This window comes from Pseudomonas sp. MWU12-3103b, from assembly GCF_023100615.1.
Classification (GTDB): Bacteria; Pseudomonadota; Gammaproteobacteria; order Pseudomonadales; family Pseudomonadaceae; genus Aquipseudomonas; species Aquipseudomonas putida_A.
On sequence record NZ_JALMEY010000015.1, the window covers coordinates 104,145 to 122,339 of the forward strand.

Annotated in this window: 18 protein-coding genes and 1 pseudogene; 8 read left to right on the forward strand and 11 right to left on the reverse strand. The window is 59.4% G+C overall.

Going from position 1 to position 18,195, the window contains the following annotated elements; all coding sequences use genetic code 11:
• Positions 1-92: 92 nt before the first annotated feature.
• The 6 genes from M0808_RS22070 to M0808_RS22095 form a co-directional block, all read right to left on the reverse strand.
• A complete protein-coding gene (locus M0808_RS22070) occupies positions 93-596 on the reverse strand; it encodes a hypothetical protein (protein WP_247842419.1) in 504 nt (167 codons plus the stop codon).
• Positions 559-1,011, reverse strand: coding sequence for a hypothetical protein (locus M0808_RS22075; RefSeq protein WP_247842420.1), 453 nt, complete (start codon positions 1,009-1,011; stop codon positions 559-561). The genes M0808_RS22070 and M0808_RS22075 overlap by 38 nt, the downstream gene beginning before the upstream one ends.
• Positions 1,012-1,253: 242 nt before the next feature.
• Positions 1,254-1,802: a cupin domain-containing protein gene (locus M0808_RS22080; RefSeq protein WP_011333561.1), complete on the reverse strand. Its 549-nt coding sequence runs from the start codon at positions 1,800-1,802 to the stop codon at positions 1,254-1,256.
• A gap of 395 nt (positions 1,803-2,197) precedes the next feature.
• Positions 2,198-3,481, reverse strand: coding sequence for an FAD-binding oxidoreductase (locus M0808_RS22085; protein WP_139054670.1), 1,284 nt, complete (start codon positions 3,479-3,481; stop codon positions 2,198-2,200).
• A 51-nt stretch (positions 3,482-3,532) separates the two neighbouring features.
• Entirely contained in the window at positions 3,533-5,023 is a 1,491-nt protein-coding gene (locus tag M0808_RS22090) for an aldehyde dehydrogenase (RefSeq protein ID WP_247842421.1), read from the reverse strand.
• A 242-nt stretch (positions 5,024-5,265) separates the two neighbouring features.
• Positions 5,266-6,642 (reverse strand): glutamine synthetase family protein, encoded by a 1,377-nt coding sequence (locus M0808_RS22095; RefSeq protein ID WP_027611689.1) that lies wholly within the window; start codon positions 6,640-6,642, stop codon positions 5,266-5,268.
• A gap of 282 nt (positions 6,643-6,924) precedes the next feature.
• Here M0808_RS22095 and M0808_RS22100 point away from each other — a divergent pair, with 282 nt between their 5' ends.
• Complete coding sequence (locus tag M0808_RS22100; protein WP_247842422.1) at positions 6,925-7,686, forward strand: gamma-glutamyl-gamma-aminobutyrate hydrolase family protein; 762 nt, start codon at positions 6,925-6,927, stop codon at positions 7,684-7,686.
• A 181-nt stretch (positions 7,687-7,867) separates the two neighbouring features.
• On the opposite strand, the pseudogene M0808_RS22105 reads toward M0808_RS22100, so the two are convergent.
• Positions 7,868-7,981 (reverse strand): annotated as a pseudogene (locus M0808_RS22105) (metal ABC transporter ATP-binding protein); the annotation flags it as partial.
• A gap of 74 nt (positions 7,982-8,055) precedes the next feature.
• Here M0808_RS22105 and potA point away from each other — a divergent pair.
• The 4 genes from potA to M0808_RS22125 all read left to right on the forward strand — a co-directional run bounded on the left by potA (position 8,056) and on the right by M0808_RS22125 (position 12,302).
• A complete protein-coding gene (potA, locus tag M0808_RS22110; RefSeq protein WP_007962457.1) occupies positions 8,056-9,198 on the forward strand; it encodes a polyamine ABC transporter ATP-binding protein in 1,143 nt (380 codons plus the stop codon).
• On the forward strand, positions 9,195-10,109 hold the full coding sequence (locus M0808_RS22115) for an ABC transporter permease subunit (RefSeq protein ID WP_003226104.1): 915 nt from the start codon (positions 9,195-9,197) through the stop codon (positions 10,107-10,109). The genes potA and M0808_RS22115 overlap by 4 nt, the downstream gene beginning before the upstream one ends.
• A complete protein-coding gene (locus M0808_RS22120; protein ID WP_098964480.1) occupies positions 10,106-10,981 on the forward strand; it encodes an ABC transporter permease subunit in 876 nt (291 codons plus the stop codon). The genes M0808_RS22115 and M0808_RS22120 overlap by 4 nt, the downstream gene beginning before the upstream one ends.
• A 223-nt stretch (positions 10,982-11,204) precedes the next feature.
• The gene (locus M0808_RS22125) at positions 11,205-12,302 is read left to right on the forward strand and encodes a polyamine ABC transporter substrate-binding protein (protein WP_027611685.1); all 1,098 of its coding nucleotides are present in this window, start codon (positions 11,205-11,207) and stop codon (positions 12,300-12,302) included.
• A gap of 249 nt (positions 12,303-12,551) precedes the next feature.
• Here M0808_RS22125 and thpR read toward each other — a convergent pair whose 3' ends face one another.
• Positions 12,552-13,091, reverse strand: coding sequence for an RNA 2',3'-cyclic phosphodiesterase (gene thpR, locus M0808_RS22130; RefSeq protein ID WP_247842423.1), 540 nt, complete (start codon positions 13,089-13,091; stop codon positions 12,552-12,554).
• A gap of 105 nt (positions 13,092-13,196) precedes the next feature.
• On the opposite strand from thpR, the gene M0808_RS22135 reads away from it, so the two are divergent.
• Positions 13,197-13,391 carry a hypothetical protein gene (locus tag M0808_RS22135; RefSeq protein ID WP_226500136.1) on the forward strand — a complete coding sequence of 65 codons (195 nt, stop codon included), beginning with the start codon at positions 13,197-13,199 and terminating at the stop codon, positions 13,389-13,391.
• Between the two features lie 252 nt (positions 13,392-13,643).
• Here the strand turns inward: M0808_RS22135 and M0808_RS22140 are convergent, their stop codons facing one another.
• The gene (locus M0808_RS22140) at positions 13,644-13,997 is read right to left on the reverse strand and encodes a DUF1428 domain-containing protein (protein ID WP_247842424.1); all 354 of its coding nucleotides are present in this window, start codon (positions 13,995-13,997) and stop codon (positions 13,644-13,646) included.
• Between the two features lie 2 nt (positions 13,998-13,999).
• The gene (locus M0808_RS22145; RefSeq protein ID WP_247842425.1) at positions 14,000-15,079 is read right to left on the reverse strand and encodes a hypothetical protein; all 1,080 of its coding nucleotides are present in this window, start codon (positions 15,077-15,079) and stop codon (positions 14,000-14,002) included.
• A gap of 314 nt (positions 15,080-15,393) precedes the next feature.
• Between M0808_RS22145 and M0808_RS22150 the strand changes: the two genes are divergently transcribed.
• Complete coding sequence (locus M0808_RS22150) at positions 15,394-15,666, forward strand: hypothetical protein (protein WP_096796472.1); 273 nt, start codon at positions 15,394-15,396, stop codon at positions 15,664-15,666.
• 45 nt (positions 15,667-15,711) lie between these two features.
• On the opposite strand, the gene M0808_RS22155 is transcribed toward M0808_RS22150, so the two are convergent.
• Positions 15,712-15,918 (reverse strand): hypothetical protein, encoded by a 207-nt coding sequence (locus tag M0808_RS22155; protein WP_096796473.1) that lies wholly within the window; start codon positions 15,916-15,918, stop codon positions 15,712-15,714.
• Between the two features lie 241 nt (positions 15,919-16,159).
• On the opposite strand from M0808_RS22155, the gene M0808_RS22160 reads away from it, so the two are divergent.
• Positions 16,160-17,914 (forward strand): L-lactate permease, encoded by a 1,755-nt coding sequence (locus tag M0808_RS22160; RefSeq protein WP_225138936.1) that lies wholly within the window; start codon positions 16,160-16,162, stop codon positions 17,912-17,914.
• The last annotated feature ends 281 nt before the right edge of the window (positions 17,915-18,195 follow it).

The window sequence follows — 18,195 nt, forward strand, 5'->3', positions numbered from 1 at the left end:
GTGACAGATTCATAAAATAAATCTGTCACCTTTCTTCTTTAAATAAATCTGTCACCTTTTTCACTTACCAAAAAAATAGAAAATATTAAAACTCAATCACCGCGATCCAATAAAGTATCCTGTACGATTGCAAAAATCATCGGAAAGCCTTCCTCCCCTCCTGTTGCTTCGTAGAAATATCGATCATGACTTCTAAAGTTATTAAAATAGTCAACAACCTTATCCAAATCTATACTTCCTCGATCTTTCCCGGCCATATGACCGTTCCCCATGCGTAAAATATCATTAACTATAGATGACCAACCTCCATCCTTACTTTTGCCTGGCAGATAAGGAACTCCATCTCCCATAGTTAAGAGACGATAAAAAAAGAAACCAAAACTGTGAGAGTGATCAATACTCCAAGGGCTTAGTCGCACCTTTATGTTGCTTTTATCTAGAAGAATCAAATACTGAAATGCGTTTGAACGCCCTTCACTCCAATCTGGAAATTTTCGACTCGCAGATCCGCAATCCGTCAACTCCCAAAAAGACGAATATTGATATTCAAAACCATCATCAAAATCGTACAGCCACTGCTGGGTTTTTGTTATCAATACTCTCGTCTTTTTTAGCTTGAAAAAAGCTTGCACGAGACGTAATAACTTTTTTATTAGAATCAACAAAAACAGAAAGAAATCCCAAATCAGCTAGTTCACACCGCTCACTGCCATTTGAACCTTTACGCGCAAGGATATTTGTACGCCGGCGTTTAACATATGGTCGTTGGTGAGTGTAAACGGCAGCAAATTTCAGAACAAATCGTTGCTGAGAGGAATTAAAATTTCCAGCCAAAACAGAGTTGAGATAATGAACACCTTTACCGCTCTCCATCGCAAAGCTTTTCACCAACTTCGGCTCACTGAGCAAAAAATTACAATTTGCCCACGCCTTCCCTGCTTCGGAAATTATGCTTTTCTTATAACGTGAAAGTACATCAATTAACTCAAGCTCAATTTGCGACTTAGACATACTCACCTCCTAACCGGCCCAATCATTTCCAACCCCTGGACAATGTCACACCGACATGCCGACAGCCCACAATCTGCTCAACTTTAAAAATGTCACAGTAAAAGATACCGCACTAACAACCTTGTAGCGCCACCCAATGCGACACTGAATCGATGAGAGATGGTGATGCATTCGTAAAAAAGCCACACTTCTGTGGCTTTTTTATATCGTCAAGTCAGTGAGATACAACTGAAATTTGAATTTCAAAAATTCGCCGGCGTATTCGCACTAATAATCTCAGCCTCATCCGCTCCAATATTCCGGAACTTATGCGGCAGCGTCGTCGGAAAATAATACCCATCCCCCGCACTCAACACGCTCACCTGTCCATCCACGGTCAACTCAACAGTGCCGCGCGTAACAAGCCCACACTCCTCACCTTCCGCATGCACGATCGGCTCTTCCCCGGAGCTCGCGCCCGGGGCGTATTGCTCGCGCAGCAGGCGCATCTGGCGACTTGGCACCGAGGCGCCGATCAGCAGCAGGCGCAGGCCGTGGCGGCCGAGGTCGGGTTGTTCGTTGGCGCGGAAGACGTATTGGTGTTCGCGCGGGGGCTGGTCGAAGGTGAAGAAGTCGGCCAGGGACATCGGGATGCCTTCGAGCAGCTTTTTCAGGGAGCTGACGGAGGGGCTGACGCGATTCTGTTCGATCAGGGAGATGGTGGCATTGGTCACGCCGCTACGCCGGGCCAGCTCGCGCTGGGAGAGTTTGTAGCTTTCGCGTACTAGTTTGAGTCGAGAACCCGTATCCATGACAGCCTTATGTGAGTAGTACTTAAGGGTAATGGGGGTGGGTGGCGGGTGCCGCGCAAGGCGCGCGGATCACGTTGCTCCCGTGTCCCGGAACCGTGAAAGGCGGCTATTAAATCACGTTTGCCGGTGTTGCTCAGCAGGTTCGATGGACGGTGGGATAAAAGTCCTTCTGGCCTTGGTAATACAGTCACTGTGGGAGCGAGCCTGCTCGCGAAAGCGCTGTGTCAGACGACATGTGCGTTGGCTGAACTGGCCCCTTCGCGAGCAAGCCCGCTCCCACAGTTGGATCTGTTTTGTGTCATTTGGCTGGGTAGCGGTTGTCAGGCCGCCATCGGCGGTGTTGCTACAGCATTAAAAAACCGGCGGGGTCTTGGGACCGCCGCCGGGGAGGTAACTTAGATGCCGAAGCGGTCGCGCAGCGAGTAGTAGACGGCGCCGAGGGCGGTCAACGGGGCGGAGAAGGTGCGGCCGCCGATCATTGGCATGTGCGGGAGTGAGGCGAAGGCGTCGAAGCGTTCGGCGTCGCCACGGATCATTTCCGAAATCAGTTTGCCGGCCAGGTGCGAGCAAGTGACGCCGTGGCCGCTGTAGCCTTGCATGTAGTAGGCGTTTTTCTCGATGCGGCCGAATTGCGGCATGCGTGACATGGTCAGCAGGAAGTTGCCGGTCCAGCGGTAGTCGATTTTCACGTCCTTGAGCTGCGGGAAGGTCTTGAGGATCTTCGGCCGGATCAGTTGTTCGATGTCATCCGGCTCGCGCGCGCCGTAAACCACGCCGCCGCCGTACAGCAGACGGTTATCGGCCGTCAGGCGGTAGTAATCCAGCAGGTAGTTGCAGTCTTCGACGCAATAGTTGTTGGTAATCAGGCTGCGCGCCTGCTTCTCGGTCAGTGGCTCGGTGACGACAATCTGCGAGCCGCAGGGCATGCTTTTCGCGGTCACGCGGTTGTCCAGACCTTGCGGCAGATAGGCGTTGCCGGCGATCAGCAGGTACTTGGCGCGCACCTGGCCTTTGGCGGTGCGCACGACGTTCGGCTCGCCGTATTTGATTTCCACGGCAGCCGACTGCTCGTAGATTTTGCCGCCCAGACGCACGATGGCTGCGGCTTCACCGAGAGCGAGGTTCAGCGGGTGAACGTGGCCGCCCTGCAGGTCCAGCAGGCCGCCAACGTAGGCGTCGGAGCCGATTTCGCGACGGATGTCAGCGGCATCGAGCATCTTCAGGTTCTTGTTGCCGTAACGTTCCCAACTGCGCTTCTGCTCGGCCAGGCCGTTGAGCTGTTTCTTGTTCATCGCTGCGAAGATACCGCCCGGGCGATAGTCGCACTTGATGTCGTAGTCCTTGATCCGCGAACGGATGATGTCGGCGCCTTCGAAGATCATGCTGCCGAGGATTTCTGCGGTCTTGTCACCGTAGCGCTCTTCGATCACATCGACGTCGCGACTGTAGGAGTTGACCAGTTGCCCGCCATTGCGGCCACTGGCGCCGTAGCCGACTTTCGCCGCTTCCAGCACCGTGACTTTGTAGCCGGCCTCGGTGAGGAACAGCGCCGAGGACAGGCCGGTGTAACCGGCGCCGATGATGCAGACGTCGCACTCGACCGACTCTTCAAGGGTCGGGAAGTCGATGACTTCGTTGCGCGTGGCGGCGTAGTAGCTGTTGACGTGTTGTTGCTTCATTTTATTGTTCTCCGAGGGTCGCCCATCAAGGGCGACCACCGCTGTAGAAAATCAGAGCTTGATCCAGGTCGCTTTCAGCTCGGTGTACTTGTCGAACGCGTGCAGCGATTTGTCGCGACCGTTGCCCGACTGTTTGAAGCCGCCGAACGGTGCGGTCATGTCGCCGCCGTCATACTGGTTGACCCAGACGCTGCCGGCACGCAGGCCACGGGCGAAGGTGTGCGCCTTGCTCAGGTTGCTGGTCCACACACCGGCGGCGAGGCCGAAGATACTGTCGTTGGCGATTTGCAGCGCTTCTTCAACGGTGTCGAAGGTGATCAGCGACAGCACCGGGCCAAAGATTTCTTCGCGGGCGATGGTCATCGCATTGGTCACGCCGTCGAAAATCGTCGGCTCGATGTAAGTGCCGCCGGTTTCTTCGAGGGTGCGCTGGCCGCCGGCAATCAGCTCGGCGCCCTGCTCACGGCCGATGCTGATGTAGCGCAGTACGTTGTCCAGTTGACGCTGATCGACCACCGCACCGACGGTGGTCGCCGGGTCGAGGGCGTGCCCCGGTTTCCACGCTTGCAGCGCTTCCACCAGCAGCGGAATAAATTGCTCGCGGATCGAACGCTCGACCAGCAAACGCGAACCGGCGGTGCACACTTCGCCCTGATTAAAGGCAATGGCGCCGGCCGCAGCCTGGGCGGCCGCGCGCAAGTCCGGAGCGTCGGCAAACACCACGTTCGGGCTCTTGCCACCGGCTTCGAGCCAGACGCGTTTCATGTTGCTCTGGCCGGCATAAATCATCAGTTGTTTGGCAATCGCCGTGGAGCCGGTGAAGGCCAGCACGTCGACGTCCATGTGCAGCGCGAGCGCCTTGCCGACGGTGTGGCCGAAGCCCGGCAGGACGTTGAACACGCCTTTCGGAATGCCCGCGTCCAGCGCGAGCTGGGCGATGCGGATCGCGGTCAGTGGCGACTTTTCCGAAGGCTTGAGAATGAACGAGTTGCCCGCGGCCAGGGCCGGGGCGAATTTCCAGCTGGCCATGATCAGCGGGAAGTTCCACGGCACGATCGCGGCGACTACGCCGGATGGCTCGCGGGTCACCAGACCGAGTTGATCGTGCGGCGTGGCGGCAACTTCATCGTAGATCTTGTCGATGGCCTCGGCGCTCCAGCGGATCGCATTGGCGGTCGCCGGGATGTCGATGCTCATCGAGTCGCTGATCGGTTTACCCATGTCGAGGGTTTCCAGCAGCGCCAGTTCTTCCTGGTGTTGCAGGATCAGATCGGCGAAGCGGATCAGGATGCGTTTGCGCTCGGCCGGGGCTTTGTTGGCCCACACGCCGGAGTTGAACGATTGGCGCGCGACTTCGACGGCGAGGTTGGCGTCGGCTTCATCGGTGCTGGCCACGGAGGCGAGAAAACGGCCGTCGACGGGGCTCAGGCATTCGAAGGTAGCGCCGCTGATCGCCGGGCGGTATTCACCGTTGATGAAGGCGCGGGATTCGATGGTCAGGGACTGGAAGCGTTGTTCCCAGTCGTTGCGTGTGGTTGTCATTGTTGTGGCTCGACAAGGGGGAATTGGGGGTGTCGTGTCTGGCTTGAGATAGCTGCCCTCACCCTAGCCCTCTCCCAGAGGTAGAGGGGACCGACCGAGTTGTCTCGGGAGTTGCGCCGACCTGAATGACCGAGTCGATTACGGATTCGGTAAAGCAGGTTCAGGTCGCAGGATTTCCCAAGCATCCCCGGGTCAGTCCCCTCTCCCTCTGGGAGAGGGTTAGGGTGAGGGGCTTCTGAACGTCACACCGTATGCAGATACCAGTTGTACTCTAGGTCGGAGATCGAGTTCTCGAACTCGGCCAGCTCGCTTTCCTTGCACGCGACGAACACGTCGATGTACATCGGGTCGATGTACTTGGCCATGACTTCGCTGTCGTCCAGCTCGCGCAGTGCGTCGCGCAGGTTGTTCGGCAGGCTCTGTTCGTTCTGCTCGTAGCTGTTGCCTTCAACCGGCGCGCCCGGCTCGATCTGGTTGGTCAGGCCGTGGTGAATACCGGCCAGTACCGAAGCCATCAGCAGGTACGGGTTGGCGTCGGCACCGGCCACGCGATGCTCGATGCGCACGGCGTCAGCCGAACCGGTTGGCACACGGACTGCAACAGTGCGGTTGTCGATGCCCCAGCTCGGCGAGTTCGGCACGTAGAACTGCGCACCAAAACGGCGGTACGAGTTGACGTTCGGGCAAAGGAACGCCATTTGCGCAGGCAGGGTCTCCAGCACACCGCCGATCGCATGTCGCAGCGCGGCGTTCTGCTCGGGATCCTCGCTGGCGAAGATGTTGTTGCCTTCTTTGTCCAGGATCGAAATGTGCACGTGCAGACCATTGCCCGCCTGGCCCGGATACGGCTTGGCCATGAAGGTGGTGTCCATCTCGTGGTCGTAGGCGATGTTCTTCACCAGACGCTTGAGCAGCACCGCGTAGTCGCAGGCCTTGATCGGGTCGGAGACGTGATGCAGGTTGACTTCGAATTGCGCCGGGGCGCTTTCCTTGACGATGGCGTCAGCCGGAATGCCCTGCTCTTTCGCGCCTTCCAGAATGTCCTGGAGGCAGTCGACGTATTCGTCGAGATCGTCGATCAGATACACCTGAGTCGACACCGGGCGCTTGCCGGAGACCGGCGAACGTGGCGACTGCGGACGGCCGTTCACGTTGTCCTGGTCGATCAGGTAGAACTCCAGTTCGAACGCGGCGCAGATGGTCAGGCCCAGTTCATCGAACTTGCGCACCACGTTGGCCAGCACTTCACGCGGATCGGCGAAGAACGGCTCGCCCTCGATCTCGTGCATGGTCATTAGCAACTGTGCGGTTGGGCGCTTCTGCCACGGCTCGATGCTCAGGGTGCCCGGGATCGGGTAGCAGATGCGGTCGGCGTCGCCGATGTCCAGGCCCAGGCCGGTGCTTTCCACCGTGGAGCCATTGATGTCGAGGGCGAAGAGCGAGGCCGGCAGGTTGATGCCTTTCTCGTAAACCTTGTGAAGACTGGTGCGCTCGATGCGCTTGCCGCGCACCACACCGTTCATGTCTGCAATCAGAAGGTCGACGTACAAAACCTCAGGATGTTTCTTAAGGAATGCGTTTGCTTCGTTGAGTTGAACGGCACGCAGAGGGACCGACATGATGCACCTATTTAGCTGTTAATTATTATGTTCACCGCTGTTTCGCCGAGCCAGTCAATCCGAAAGGCAAAGTGAAGTCAATAGCGAACACCTGGCCGCTCAGCGTTTATTTTTCGGGCATTTTTTAACACTCACGTGCCAATGCAGGCGCCGCAAGGCCTGGAATCATGAAGATTGGATGAACGGCGTTTAGAATTTTTTACATGGCAGTTGTTAATTAAAATCAACGAGGCTAAGCTCCGGAAAAGCTCGTTCAAGTGTCAAACTTCGAGGTGAATAAAAATGGCATTCAAGCCATTGATCGGCGTTACTGCGTGCGTCAAACAGATTGGCCTGCACCCCTATCACATCAGCGGCGACAAATACGTTCGCGCTGTCAGCGTTGCGGCGCTGGGGCTGCCGGTGGTCATTCCTTCCCTTGGCAAACTGACTGAAATCGAAGACCTGCTCGGTCAACTCGACGGTCTGTTGCTGACCGGCTCGCCCTCGAACGTGGAACCCTTCCACTATCAAGGCCCGGCCAGCGAACCCGGCACGGATCACGATCCGGCGCGGGACGCCACCACCCTTCCTCTATTGCGTGCAGCCATTGCGGCGGGCGTTCCGGTACTCGGCATCTGCCGTGGCTTCCAGGAAATGAACGTGGCCTTCGGCGGCAGCCTGCACCAGAAAGTGCATGAGCTGCCGGGCATGCTCGATCACCGCGAAGCCGACAGCCCGGACGTGGCCGTGCAATACGCACCGGCGCATGCCGTGAGCGTGTTGGCGGGCGGCGTGTTCGAAGCGCTGGCGTTGCCGGGCGAGTTCCAGGTCAACTCGATTCACAGTCAGGGCATCGACCGCCTCGCGCCCGGCCTGCGTGCCGAAGCGGTGGCGCCGGATGGCCTGATCGAGGCGATCTCGGTCGAGCACAGCCCGACCTTCGCCCTCGGCGTGCAATGGCACCCGGAATGGCAGGTGCTGGACAACCCGAACTACCTGAAGATTTTCCAGGCATTCGGTGAGGCTTGCCGGCAACGGGCGACGCGTCGCAGCCAGCGCTGACACCACCCAGGATTTCAAAACTGTTTACTGCCCCCACGGGGTCGGCGGTTGCGCGTGTGCGCATCCGTCATCCGTGAAAACAACAAACCGTAATAACAACAAGTACGACCCAGGCAGCCAGGACGGCGGCGCCGACCAAGCCGGATCGTAGGAGCAGTGCCCGTCAGGACAACGCAAAACCCTGTGGGAGCGAGCTTGCTCGCGAAAGCGGTGTGTCAGGTAACAACGATGTCGGCTGACACGACGTCTTCGCGAGCAAGCTCGCTCCCACAGGGGAATGTGATCCGACAGGCAATGCGCTTACAGGCTTGCAATCCACTTAAGCCCGGCCACGTTGGCCGAGCGAACGAAACCTGTTGGGAGTTTCACATGGCAAACGCCTCCAGCACTTACCGGAAGGCACTTGAAGGCCACCAGCAACCGAAAAAGGTTCTGGTGAAAGTCGATCGTGTCACCAAGAAGTTCGACGAAACCACAGCAGTGGACGATGTGTCCCTGGAGATCCATCAGGGCGAAATCTTTGCCCTGCTCGGTGGCTCCGGCTCGGGCAAATCGACCCTGCTGCGCATGCTCGCCGGTTTCGAGCGCCCGACCGAAGGGCGGATTCTGCTCGACGGCGTGGACATCACCGACATGCCGCCCTACGAGCGGCCGATCAACATGATGTTCCAGTCCTACGCGCTGTTCCCGCACATGACTGTGGCGCAGAACATCGCCTTCGGCCTCAAGCAGGACCGTTTGCCGGCCAGCGAAATCGATGCCCGTGTCGAAGAGATGCTGCGCCTGGTGCACATGACCCAATACGCCAAACGCAAACCCCATCAGTTGTCCGGCGGTCAGCGCCAGCGCGTCGCCCTTGCCCGCTCCCTCGCTAAACGTCCAAAGCTGTTGCTGCTCGACGAGCCGATGGGCGCGCTGGATAAAAAGCTGCGCTCGCAGATGCAACTGGAACTGGTCGAGATCATCGAGCGCGTCGGCGTGACCTGCGTGATGGTGACCCACGACCAGGAAGAGGCCATGACCATGGCCGAGCGCATCGCGATCATGCACCTCGGCTGGATCGCCCAGATCGGCAGCCCGGTGGACATCTATGAAGCGCCGGTCAGCAGAATGGTCTGCGAATTCATCGGTAACGTGAACGCCTTCGACGGCACCGTGGTGGAAGACCTTGAAGGTCACGCGATCATCCACAGCCCGGACCTGCAGCAGAAGATCTACGTCGGCCACGGCGTCAGCACGTCGGTGCAGGACAAGTCGATCACCTACGCGATCCGTCCGGAAAAAATGCTCGTCAGCACCATCAAACCCGAAGTCCGCTACAACTGGTCCGAAGGCAAGGTGCATGACATCGCCTACCTCGGCGGCCACTCGGTGTTTTACGTCGAGCTGCCGGGCGGCAAGATCGTCCAGTCGTTCATGGCCAACGCCGAACGCCGCGGCGCGCGTCCGACCTGGGACGACAAGGTCTACGTGTGGTGGGAAGACGACAGCGGCGTGGTACTGCGCTCATGAGAACCTTCAATCAGCAATTCCTGCGCCTGGTGCCCAGCGGGCGAAAGTTCGTCATCGGCATCCCGTTCATCTGGCTGTTCCTGTTCTTCATGCTGCCGTTCTTCCTGGTGATGAAGATCAGCTTCTCGGAGGCTGCGCTGTCGATCCCGCCGTACTCGGAGATCTACACCTACGCCGAACAGAAATTCCAGCTGATGCTCAACATCGGCAACTACACCATGCTCGGCGAAGACGAGCTGTACCTGTCGGCCTACCTCGGTTCGCTGAAGGTCGCGGCGCTGAGCACGATGATGTGCCTGGTGATCGGTTTCCCGATGGCCTACGCAATCACCAAGGCGAGCAAGGAAGCGCAAAACGTCCTGCTGCTGTTGATCATGATGCCGACCTGGACCGCGATCCTGATCCGCGTGTATGCGTGGATGGGCATCCTCAGCAACAACGGTCTGCTCAATGCATTTCTGATGTGGACCGGGCTCACCGATCACCCGATCGAGATCCTCAACACCAACACCGCGGTGTATATCGGCGTGGTCTATGCGTACCTGCCATTCATGGTGTTGCCGCTGTACGCCAACCTGGTGAAACACGACGGCAGCCTGCTGGAAGCCGCGTCGGATCTAGGTTCGAGCAACTTCAACAACTTCTGGAAAATCACCGTGCCGCTGGCCAAGAACGGCATCATCGCCGGTTGCATGCTGGTGTTCATTCCAGTGGTCGGCGAGTTCGTGATTCCGGAACTGCTGGGTGGCCCGGAGACGCTGATGATCGGTCGCGTGCTGTGGCAAGAGTTCTTCAATAACCGCGACTGGCCGGTGGCGTCTGCGCTGGCGGTGGTGATGCTGTTGATCCTGATTGTGCCGATTCTGCTGTTCAACCGCAGCCAGGCCAAAGAGATGGAGGCACGGGGATGAAACGCTTCGGTTTTTCCAAGTTCATGTTGATCTTCGGCCTGATGTTCATTTATCTGCCGATGCTGATTCTGGTGATCTACTCGTTCAACGCCTCGAAACTGGTGACGGTATGGGGAGGCTGGTCAGTGAAGTGGTACGTCGGCCTGCTCGACAACACGCAACTGATGGGCTCGGTGGTGCGCTCGCTGGAAATCGCCTGCTACACCGCGATTGCCGCCGTCGCACTGGGCACCCTCGCCGCCTTCGTCCTGACGCGAGTGACGCGCTTCAAGGGTCGCACGCTGTTTGGCGGTCTGGTGACGGCGCCACTGGTAATGCCTGAGGTGATCACCGGTCTGTCGCTGTTGCTGCTGTTCGTGGCGATGGCGCAACTGATCGGCTGGCCACAGGAGCGTGGCATCGTCACCATCTGGATCGCCCACACCACGTTTTGTGCCGCCTATGTGGCGGTGGTAGTCTCCGCCCGCCTGCGGGAGCTGGATCTGTCGATCGAAGAAGCCGCGATGGATCTGGGGGCCAAGCCGTTCAAGGTGTTTTTCCTGATCACCATTCCAATGATCGCGCCGTCGCTGGCAGCGGGCGGGATGATGTCGTTCGCCCTGTCGCTGGATGACCTGGTGCTGGCGAGCTTCGTCTCCGGCCCGGGCTCGACCACGCTGCCGATGGAAGTGTTCTCGGCGGTGCGCCTGGGCGTGAAACCTGAGATCAACGCGGTGGCTAGCCTGATTCTGCTGGCGGTGTCGCTGGTGACCTTCCTGGTCTGGTACTTCGGCCGCAAGGCAGAAGCCAACCGCAAGAAGGCGATTCAGGAAGCGATGGATCAGACGGCGAATGAGGCGTGGCAGCAACCGCAACGCGCCGCCACTGCCTAAGCAACACCGATGAACACTGTGGCGAGGGGATTCATCCCCGATGGGTCGCGAAGCGGCCCCAAGCCAAGCACTTGCGGTGTAACAGGAACACCGCATGCAATGGTTTGGCGACTGCTTCGCAGCCGATCGGGGATAAATCCCCTCACCACAGCAAGCTCCCTCACCACAGGTTTTACGTACACCCCGGTTTGTGTTTTTGAATAAAAAGAATGGAGTTTCACCGATGAAAATGTTTGGCAGGACTCTGCTGACACTGTCCTTAATGGGCGCAATCGCCACGGGCGTCCAGGCCAACGACAAGGTGCTGCGTGTTTACAACTGGTCCGATTACATCGCGCCGGACACCGTCAAGAAGTTCGAAGACGAGACCGGCATCCAGGTGACCTACGACGTGTTCGACAGCAACGAGACCCTCGAGGCGCGTTTGCTGGCGGGCAAATCCGGTTACGACATCGTCGTGCCGTCCAACAGTTTCCTGGCCAAACAAATCAAGGCCGGGGTCTATCAGCCGCTGGACAAATCGAAACTGTCGAACTGGAAGAATCTCAACCCGGTGCTGCTGAAAAACGCCTCCGCCAGTGATCCGGACAACGCTCACGCGTTCCCGTACATGTGGGGCTCGATCGGCATCGGCTACAACCCGGACAAGGTCAAGGAAGTGCTCGGCGCCAAGGCCCCGACCAACTCCTGGGACTTGCTGTTCAAGCCGGAAAACGCGGAGAAGCTGAAAGCCTGCGGCATCAGCTTCCTCGACTCGCCGACCGAAATGATCCCGGCCGCCCTGCACTATCTGGGCTACCCGGTGAACGACAAGGACAAGGCGCACATCCTCGAAGCCGAAGCACTGTTCATGAAGATCCGCCCGTACGTGGCGTACTTCCACTCCTCGAAGTACATCTCGGACCTGGCCAACGGCAATATATGCGTGGCGGTCGGTTACTCCGGTGACGTGCTGCAGGCCAAGGCCCGTGCGGTGGAAGCCGGCAACAAAGTGCAGATCGACTACAGCATTCCGAAGGAAGGCGCCGGCAGTTTCTACGACATGGTCGCGATCCCGCGCGATGCGGCGAACGTCGAGAACGCCTACCTGTTCATGAACTTCCTGATGCGCCCGGACATCATCGCCGAGATCACCAACAGCAACGGCTACAGCAACGCCAACTCGGCGGCGACGCCACTGGTGGACGAAGCGATCCGCAACGATCCGGGTTCGTATCCGTCGCAGGCGGTGATGGCGACGTTGTATGCGGTGCCGGATCAGCCGATTGCCACCCAACGGATCATGACCCGCGGCTGGACCCGGGTGAAACTCGGTAAATAGGCCAAGCACAGATCCAAATGTGGGAGCGAGCTTGCTCGCGAAAGCGGTGGATCAAGCCATACAGATGTTGAATGAGCCGACGCCTTCGCGAGCAAGCTCGCTCCCACAGGGTCGGTGTTCACTCGCAGAATCATTGATTTCCCGTTCACGCAGCGCCTTACCACCGCTGCACCCTGCAATGAACGGCCTCACCTGGCTCCCTCGGCTCAGGTGAATTTCAGGCGCCCTCGGGCGCCTTTTTTTCTGCGCTCAATTCAATGGCCAATCCTGCAGGATTCGATAGCGACCCTTGTGCGATTCGAACAAGGCAAAGCGCTCGGCGCGCAGGAAAAACTCCGGCGGCGTAGTGGCCTCCGGCGCCTCTGTTCGATAGTCACGGGCCAGGGTCAGGTGCGGGCGAAACTCGCGTGGTGATTCTTCGAAGCCGAACGGCAGCATCGCCTGCTCCAGCGCATACACCAGACGCAACAGGGCCGGCGGCGCCTGCTCCGGCGCCAGCGACAGGATCCCCGCCCGATGCCAGACCTGCAGACGATCCAGCGCAATCCGTAACGGTTCAGCCGGCGTACGCACCTTGCCGGCGGCCTCGCAAACTTCATTGATCTGCGCCAGCGGTACGGCACCGAGAAACAGCAGCGTCAGGTGAAAGTTATCCGCCGGCACCGCTTTGCCGGTGCGCAACCCCAGCTCGCCGCGCCACTGGGCAATGGCCTTGCGTTGCGGTGGCGGGCAGTCGAGGGCAAAAAACAGTCGCTTGAACGGTTCATCCCTGCGCGCATCATCGGTCATGGGCCAACTCCTTCGCTCGTCGATCAGCCGATTCTACACAGGCTTCTCTGACGACTGGCGACGCCCGGCTATAGTTCAAGGATTGCCATCGAACCGGAGGTCGCCATGCGCGAGATCCTCAGCAAAGAACCGTGGTGGGCCCGGCCACCCAGCCCAGGGCAGGATGAAACCGAGCTGGAATGGGGCTGGCTGGTGCATTACAGCGAAGGTGAACCGCGTTTCGAATTCGTCCGCGAACGGCCAACGGAAGAGCAAATCCGCAACCGCAAAAGCTGCCGGATCACCCCCTCTCCAGAGTAATCACAGGCCATTGTGGGAGCGGGCTTGCTCGCGAAAGCGGCGGGTCAGCCATGAAGATAGTGGCTGTGCCGACCCCTTCGCGAGCAAGCCCGCTCCCACAGGGTTTCGCAGGATGACGACAATCGTGGGCACACCACAACTCCAGGGTGGGAGCGGGCTTGCTCGCGAAAGCGGTGGGTCAGCCATGAAGATAGTGGCAGTGCCGACCCCTTCGCGAGCAAGCCCGCTCCCACAATGGATTTGCGCTGGTCTTCAGGCTTCAAGAATGTTCTTGAAGCCCCCAAAGATCATCCGCTGCCCATCAAACCCCATTGGGTTGACGTCCGGTTGCATGCGCGGGTCTTCCATCATTTTCGCCATTCCGGCATCGCGGGTGGCTTTGTCGGGCCAGATCAGCCAGCCGGACGACACCGTCTCGCCGTCCTTGAGTTTTACCGCCATCGGGAATGACGTGACTTTGCCGTCCGGCACGTCATCGCCCCAGCACTGAACCACCTCCTTCGCTCCGTATTCCTTGAACAGTTTCGCGGCGATCTCACAGTGTTTTTTGTACTGTTCGCGATTGGCATTCGGCACGGGTGCTACAAAAATATCGATGTAAGCCATGATCACTCTCCTCGCACGTTGGGTTCGATCTGCCGGGTAGTCGATTGCGGCGGCTGCCATTCGACACGATTCACGCCCTGCCCGACCATCGGTTGTTCGCCCCCGCCAAGGCTGCCCTCGACCTGCCCGGCGATATGCAGGGTTCCGGCCATGACCCCGGTGGTCGGGTTCTGCAGCAATTTCGCCCAGGCCTTGTCGAACGTGCTGCCCAAGCTGCTGCGAATCAGCGCTTCGCTGTCGGGCCGGTCGTTGGCCTGGATGATCGCGCGGATGCCCGCCACGCCGATCGAGATCACCCCGCCGACCAACTTGCCCGCCGCAGCCGCCACCGCACTGGCCGCTCCGCGCGGAGCCATTTCCGCCTCCATCCGCTGGCTGGCGCGTTTGGCTACGGGGGCCATGCCGGCGTCGGTCGAAGCGATGCCCTTGCTGCCGCCTTCGGTGTGGATCTTGTCGATCAACGCGGCATACGCCGGCAAGGTGTTCAGCGGCTCGGTGCTGATGATTTGATAGAGCGACGCATCCCGCGCCGGCGGCGGCCCGAGGGCAATCGCCGGGACCTTTTGCAGACGCCCGTTGAGCTGGGCCACCGGCACACCGTAACGCTGGGCGATGAGCGGCATCTGCTGGGCCATCAGTTGCGCGTAGAACGCCGTGGCCTGCCCGAGGATCGCATCCGGATCGATCTCCACCGCCACCGGTTCCAGCACTCTTTCCTGATATTGCTCAAGCAGATAGCTCGCCAGGCGCTTGGCCGACGCATCCTGCTCGCCGCCGGCACTGATGGTGTACCAACTGACCTTCATCGACAGCCATTCCTGGGTCCAGTAGCTGCTGAACCACGGAATGAAATTTTCTTCAGTTTGCTGATAGACGCGAGTGCGCCAATGTTCCATCGAGCCACGGGCAAATACTTTGACTTGCTCGGTGGATTGCTGCGAGGCGCTGACGATGTCGCGGTCGATCTGCTGCCAGGTCGCCTGCGATACCACCACCGCTCGCGGCGCCACCGGAGCCCGCGCCGAGGAGGCACAGCCAGCCAGCAGACACAGTGCGGCGAGGCTCAGCGCACGCAGGTTCACGGTGGTGGAGTCCTTGAATGGAGGAAACAGATTTGAGTATAGGTGCGGGTATTGGGCCATTTGTCGTTTGTGGCCGGACGGGCGCTCTCACTTTGAAATGCGTTCCCCCTGTGGGAGCGGGCTTGCTCGCGAAAGCGGTGGGTCAGCCATGAAGATGTTGGCTGTGCCGGCCCCTTCGCGAGCAAGCCCACTCCCACAGGGGGAAGCATCAACCATCAACGCCGTCGATATTCACCATCGCCACGATTGCCTTCCGCCCGCCGCCCGGCGAAGGCACGATCCACCCATCCGAGACGCAACGAGGAGTACCCATCATGATTCGCACCATCACCCTCTCCGTGAGCTTCCCGGTGTTCGGCAGCAACTACTACGACCAGCAGGTCGTCTCGCGCAAGTCCCAGGCGCTGCTGTTCAACGAAGATTTCGACGATGTGCTGATGCCCGCCGCGAGCAATCATTTCAGCAATGAAGTGGTGGGCATCAACGATCAGTTCCGCTTTCTGAGCGACATACTCGCCACCCATTTGCTGGATCTCGAGGCCACCGCGCCTGCGCATTCCAGCGTCCGGGCGAGCGCTCATTTTTAATCGACGAGGGCGTTCCCGTTGCGGGAACGCCCTTTGGATTTCTACTCAGTCATCGTCGCGATCACGATAGTAACGACGCCCGTCGCGACGACCATCGTCGCGGTCATCCCAACGCCGGTCATGGTCGTAGTAGCGACCGTGATCACGGTCGTAATGTCGTCCGTGGCGATGGTCATCATCAAAGTCCGCCACACAGCCAGCCAGCAAAACAGCGGCGGATATCGTCAACAGCAAGGTTGTTGCACGCTTCATTCAAACTTCCCTAACACCAAGGTCTTGACCACGGAACGGCTGTCTCTGCCCGCGCCTTCAGGACGCAGTGCGCGCAGCCGCTGATACGACCGGACAAAAGGACTTTGATTCACTGCCCGACCACGACCGTTGATCGGCCCGCCGCCAGCATCCGGGCAGCGGCGAAATGCCACCTATACTGCTGCTTACCGACACCCACGCAACGGATCTGCGCCTCGATAACAACAAGCAGAGGTGGACCATGGTCTGGCAGCAAATCTACGACCCGTTCGGCAACCCGTTGATCTCCACGCTCATGGCTGCAGTGCCGGTGGTGGTGATGCTCGCGGCGCTGGCGTTCTTTCACGTCAAGGCGCATCTGGCCGCTCTGTTGGCGTTGGCGTCGGCCCTGCTCATCTCGATCTTCGCCTTCGGCATGCCAGCGAGCATGGCCGGCTCTGCAGCGCTTTTCGGTGCGGCCAATGGCTTGCTGCCGATCGGCTGGATCGTGCTCAACATCATCTTTCTGCATCGCCTGACCACCGAGAACGGCTCATTCAAAGTGCTGCAGGACTCCCTGGCGCGAATCACCGATGACCGGCGTTTGCAGTTGCTGCTGATCGCGTTCTGCTTCGGCGCGTTTTTCGAAGGCGCGGCCGGGTTCGGCACACCGGTGGCGGTGACCGGGGCGATTCTGATCGGCCTCGGTTTTTCGCCGTTGGCCGCCTCGGGGCTGGCGTTGATTGCCAACACCGCCCCGGTGGCGTTCGGCGCCCTCGGCACGCCGATCATCACCCTGGCCAAGGTCACCGGGCTGGATGAGATGGAGCTGTCGATGATGGTCGGTCGACAGTTGCCGTTTTTCTCGGTGCTGGTGCCGTTCTGGTTGATCTGGGCGTTTGCCGGGTGGCGCAAGATGCTGGAGATCTGGCCGGCGATTCTGGTGGCCGGGGTCAGCTTCGCGGTGCCGCAATTCCTCGTGTCGAACTTCCACGGGCCGATGCTGGTGGACGTGATCGCCGCACTGATTTCCATGGCCTGCCTGACCCTGTTTCTGCGGGTCTGGAAACCGGCGACGGTGTACACCTCAGCCGCCCTGTCCGGGCGGGTCGACAACTCCAGGGTCGAGGAAGAAACAGTCACCGCCAGCGCCGCCTTCCGCGATCAGGCGCGCCCGGCGGTGATGCGTGCGTGGATGCCGTGGATCATCCTCACGGTGTTCGTGTTTGCCTGGGGCACCCAGGGCTTCAAGAACATCTTCGACGTGCGCCCGGCGCTGGATCCGGTAACCCATTCGGTCAAACTCGATGCGCAAGGCAAACCGCTGAATGAGGCCAACCCGATTTTCTCCCCGGCGCTGACCTTTACCACCCTGCACCTGCAAGTGCAGAAAGTCCCGCCGGTGGTGCCGGCGCCGAAAGCCGAGGAAGCGATCTACAAGTTCACCTGGTTCACTGCCACCGGCAGCGGCATCCTGCTGGCGGCGATTGTCGGCGGACTGCTGATGGGCTATTCGATCCCGCAACTGATCAAGCAATACCTGCGCACGTTGTGGGTGGTGCGGTTTTCGCTGATCACCATTGCCGCGATGCTGGCGCTAGGATTTCTCACGCGTTATTCCGGACTGGACGCCACCATGGGTCTGGCGTTTGCCGCGACCGGGGTGTTCTACCCGATGTTCGGCACCCTGCTCGGCTGGCTCGGCGTCGCGTTGACCGGTTCGGACACGGCCTCGAACGTGCTGTTCGGCGGACTGCAACGGGTGACCTCGGAACAGCTCGGCATCAGCCCGGTGCTGATGGCCGCAGCCAATAGCTCCGGCGGGGTGATGGGCAAAATGGTCGATGCGCAATCGATCGTGGTCGCCTCCACCGCCACCCGCTGGTATGGGCATGAGGGCGAGATTCTGCGCTACGTGTTCTTTCACTCGATCGTGCTGGCCATCCTGGTGGGCGGGCTGGTGACGTTGCAGGCGTATGTGGCGCCGTTTACGCACATGGTGGTTGGCGGGCATTGATGTCGCTTGCAGGGGCCTCTTCGCGAGCAAGCCCGCTCCCACATTTGGACTGCATTGCCCTTTGGGAACAAGCTATTTCCCCACCAGGATTGCATTCTCCGTGGGAACAAACCCATTCCCACATTGGAATGCATTCCCAATGTGGGAGCGGGCTTGCTCGCGAAAGCGGTGTGTCATTCAACCCAAAGGCGAACTGTTGCGACGCCTTCGGGAGCAAGCTCCCCTTCCACATTGATAGGCATGCCCCCCAAATTTGGCTATGTCGATCAGAAGACTGATGA

Coding starts and splice junctions, on each gene's coding strand:
- M0808_RS22075 (WP_247842420.1), bottom strand. CDS start 1,011: ATGTCTAAGTCGCAAATTGAGCTTGAGTTAATTGATGTACTTTCACGT.
- M0808_RS22080 (WP_011333561.1), bottom strand. CDS start 1,802: ATGGATACGGGTTCTCGACTCAAACTAGTACGCGAAAGCTACAAACTC.
- M0808_RS22085 (WP_139054670.1), bottom strand. CDS start 3,481: ATGAAGCAACAACACGTCAACAGCTACTACGCCGCCACGCGCAACGAA.
- M0808_RS22090 (WP_247842421.1), bottom strand. CDS start 5,023: ATGACAACCACACGCAACGACTGGGAACAACGCTTCCAGTCCCTGACC.
- M0808_RS22095 (WP_027611689.1), bottom strand. CDS start 6,642: ATGTCGGTCCCTCTGCGTGCCGTTCAACTCAACGAAGCAAACGCATTC.
- M0808_RS22100 (WP_247842422.1), top strand. CDS start 6,925: ATGGCATTCAAGCCATTGATCGGCGTTACTGCGTGCGTCAAACAGATT.
- potA (WP_007962457.1), top strand. CDS start 8,056: ATGGCAAACGCCTCCAGCACTTACCGGAAGGCACTTGAAGGCCACCAG.
- M0808_RS22115 (WP_003226104.1), top strand. CDS start 9,195: ATGAGAACCTTCAATCAGCAATTCCTGCGCCTGGTGCCCAGCGGGCGA.
- M0808_RS22120 (WP_098964480.1), top strand. CDS start 10,106: ATGAAACGCTTCGGTTTTTCCAAGTTCATGTTGATCTTCGGCCTGATG.
- M0808_RS22125 (WP_027611685.1), top strand. CDS start 11,205: ATGAAAATGTTTGGCAGGACTCTGCTGACACTGTCCTTAATGGGCGCA.
- thpR (WP_247842423.1), bottom strand. CDS start 13,091: ATGACCGATGATGCGCGCAGGGATGAACCGTTCAAGCGACTGTTTTTT.
- M0808_RS22135 (WP_226500136.1), top strand. CDS start 13,197: ATGCGCGAGATCCTCAGCAAAGAACCGTGGTGGGCCCGGCCACCCAGC.
- M0808_RS22140 (WP_247842424.1), bottom strand. CDS start 13,997: ATGGCTTACATCGATATTTTTGTAGCACCCGTGCCGAATGCCAATCGC.
- M0808_RS22150 (WP_096796472.1), top strand. CDS start 15,394: ATGATTCGCACCATCACCCTCTCCGTGAGCTTCCCGGTGTTCGGCAGC.
- M0808_RS22155 (WP_096796473.1), bottom strand. CDS start 15,918: ATGAAGCGTGCAACAACCTTGCTGTTGACGATATCCGCCGCTGTTTTG.
- M0808_RS22160 (WP_225138936.1), top strand. CDS start 16,160: ATGGTCTGGCAGCAAATCTACGACCCGTTCGGCAACCCGTTGATCTCC.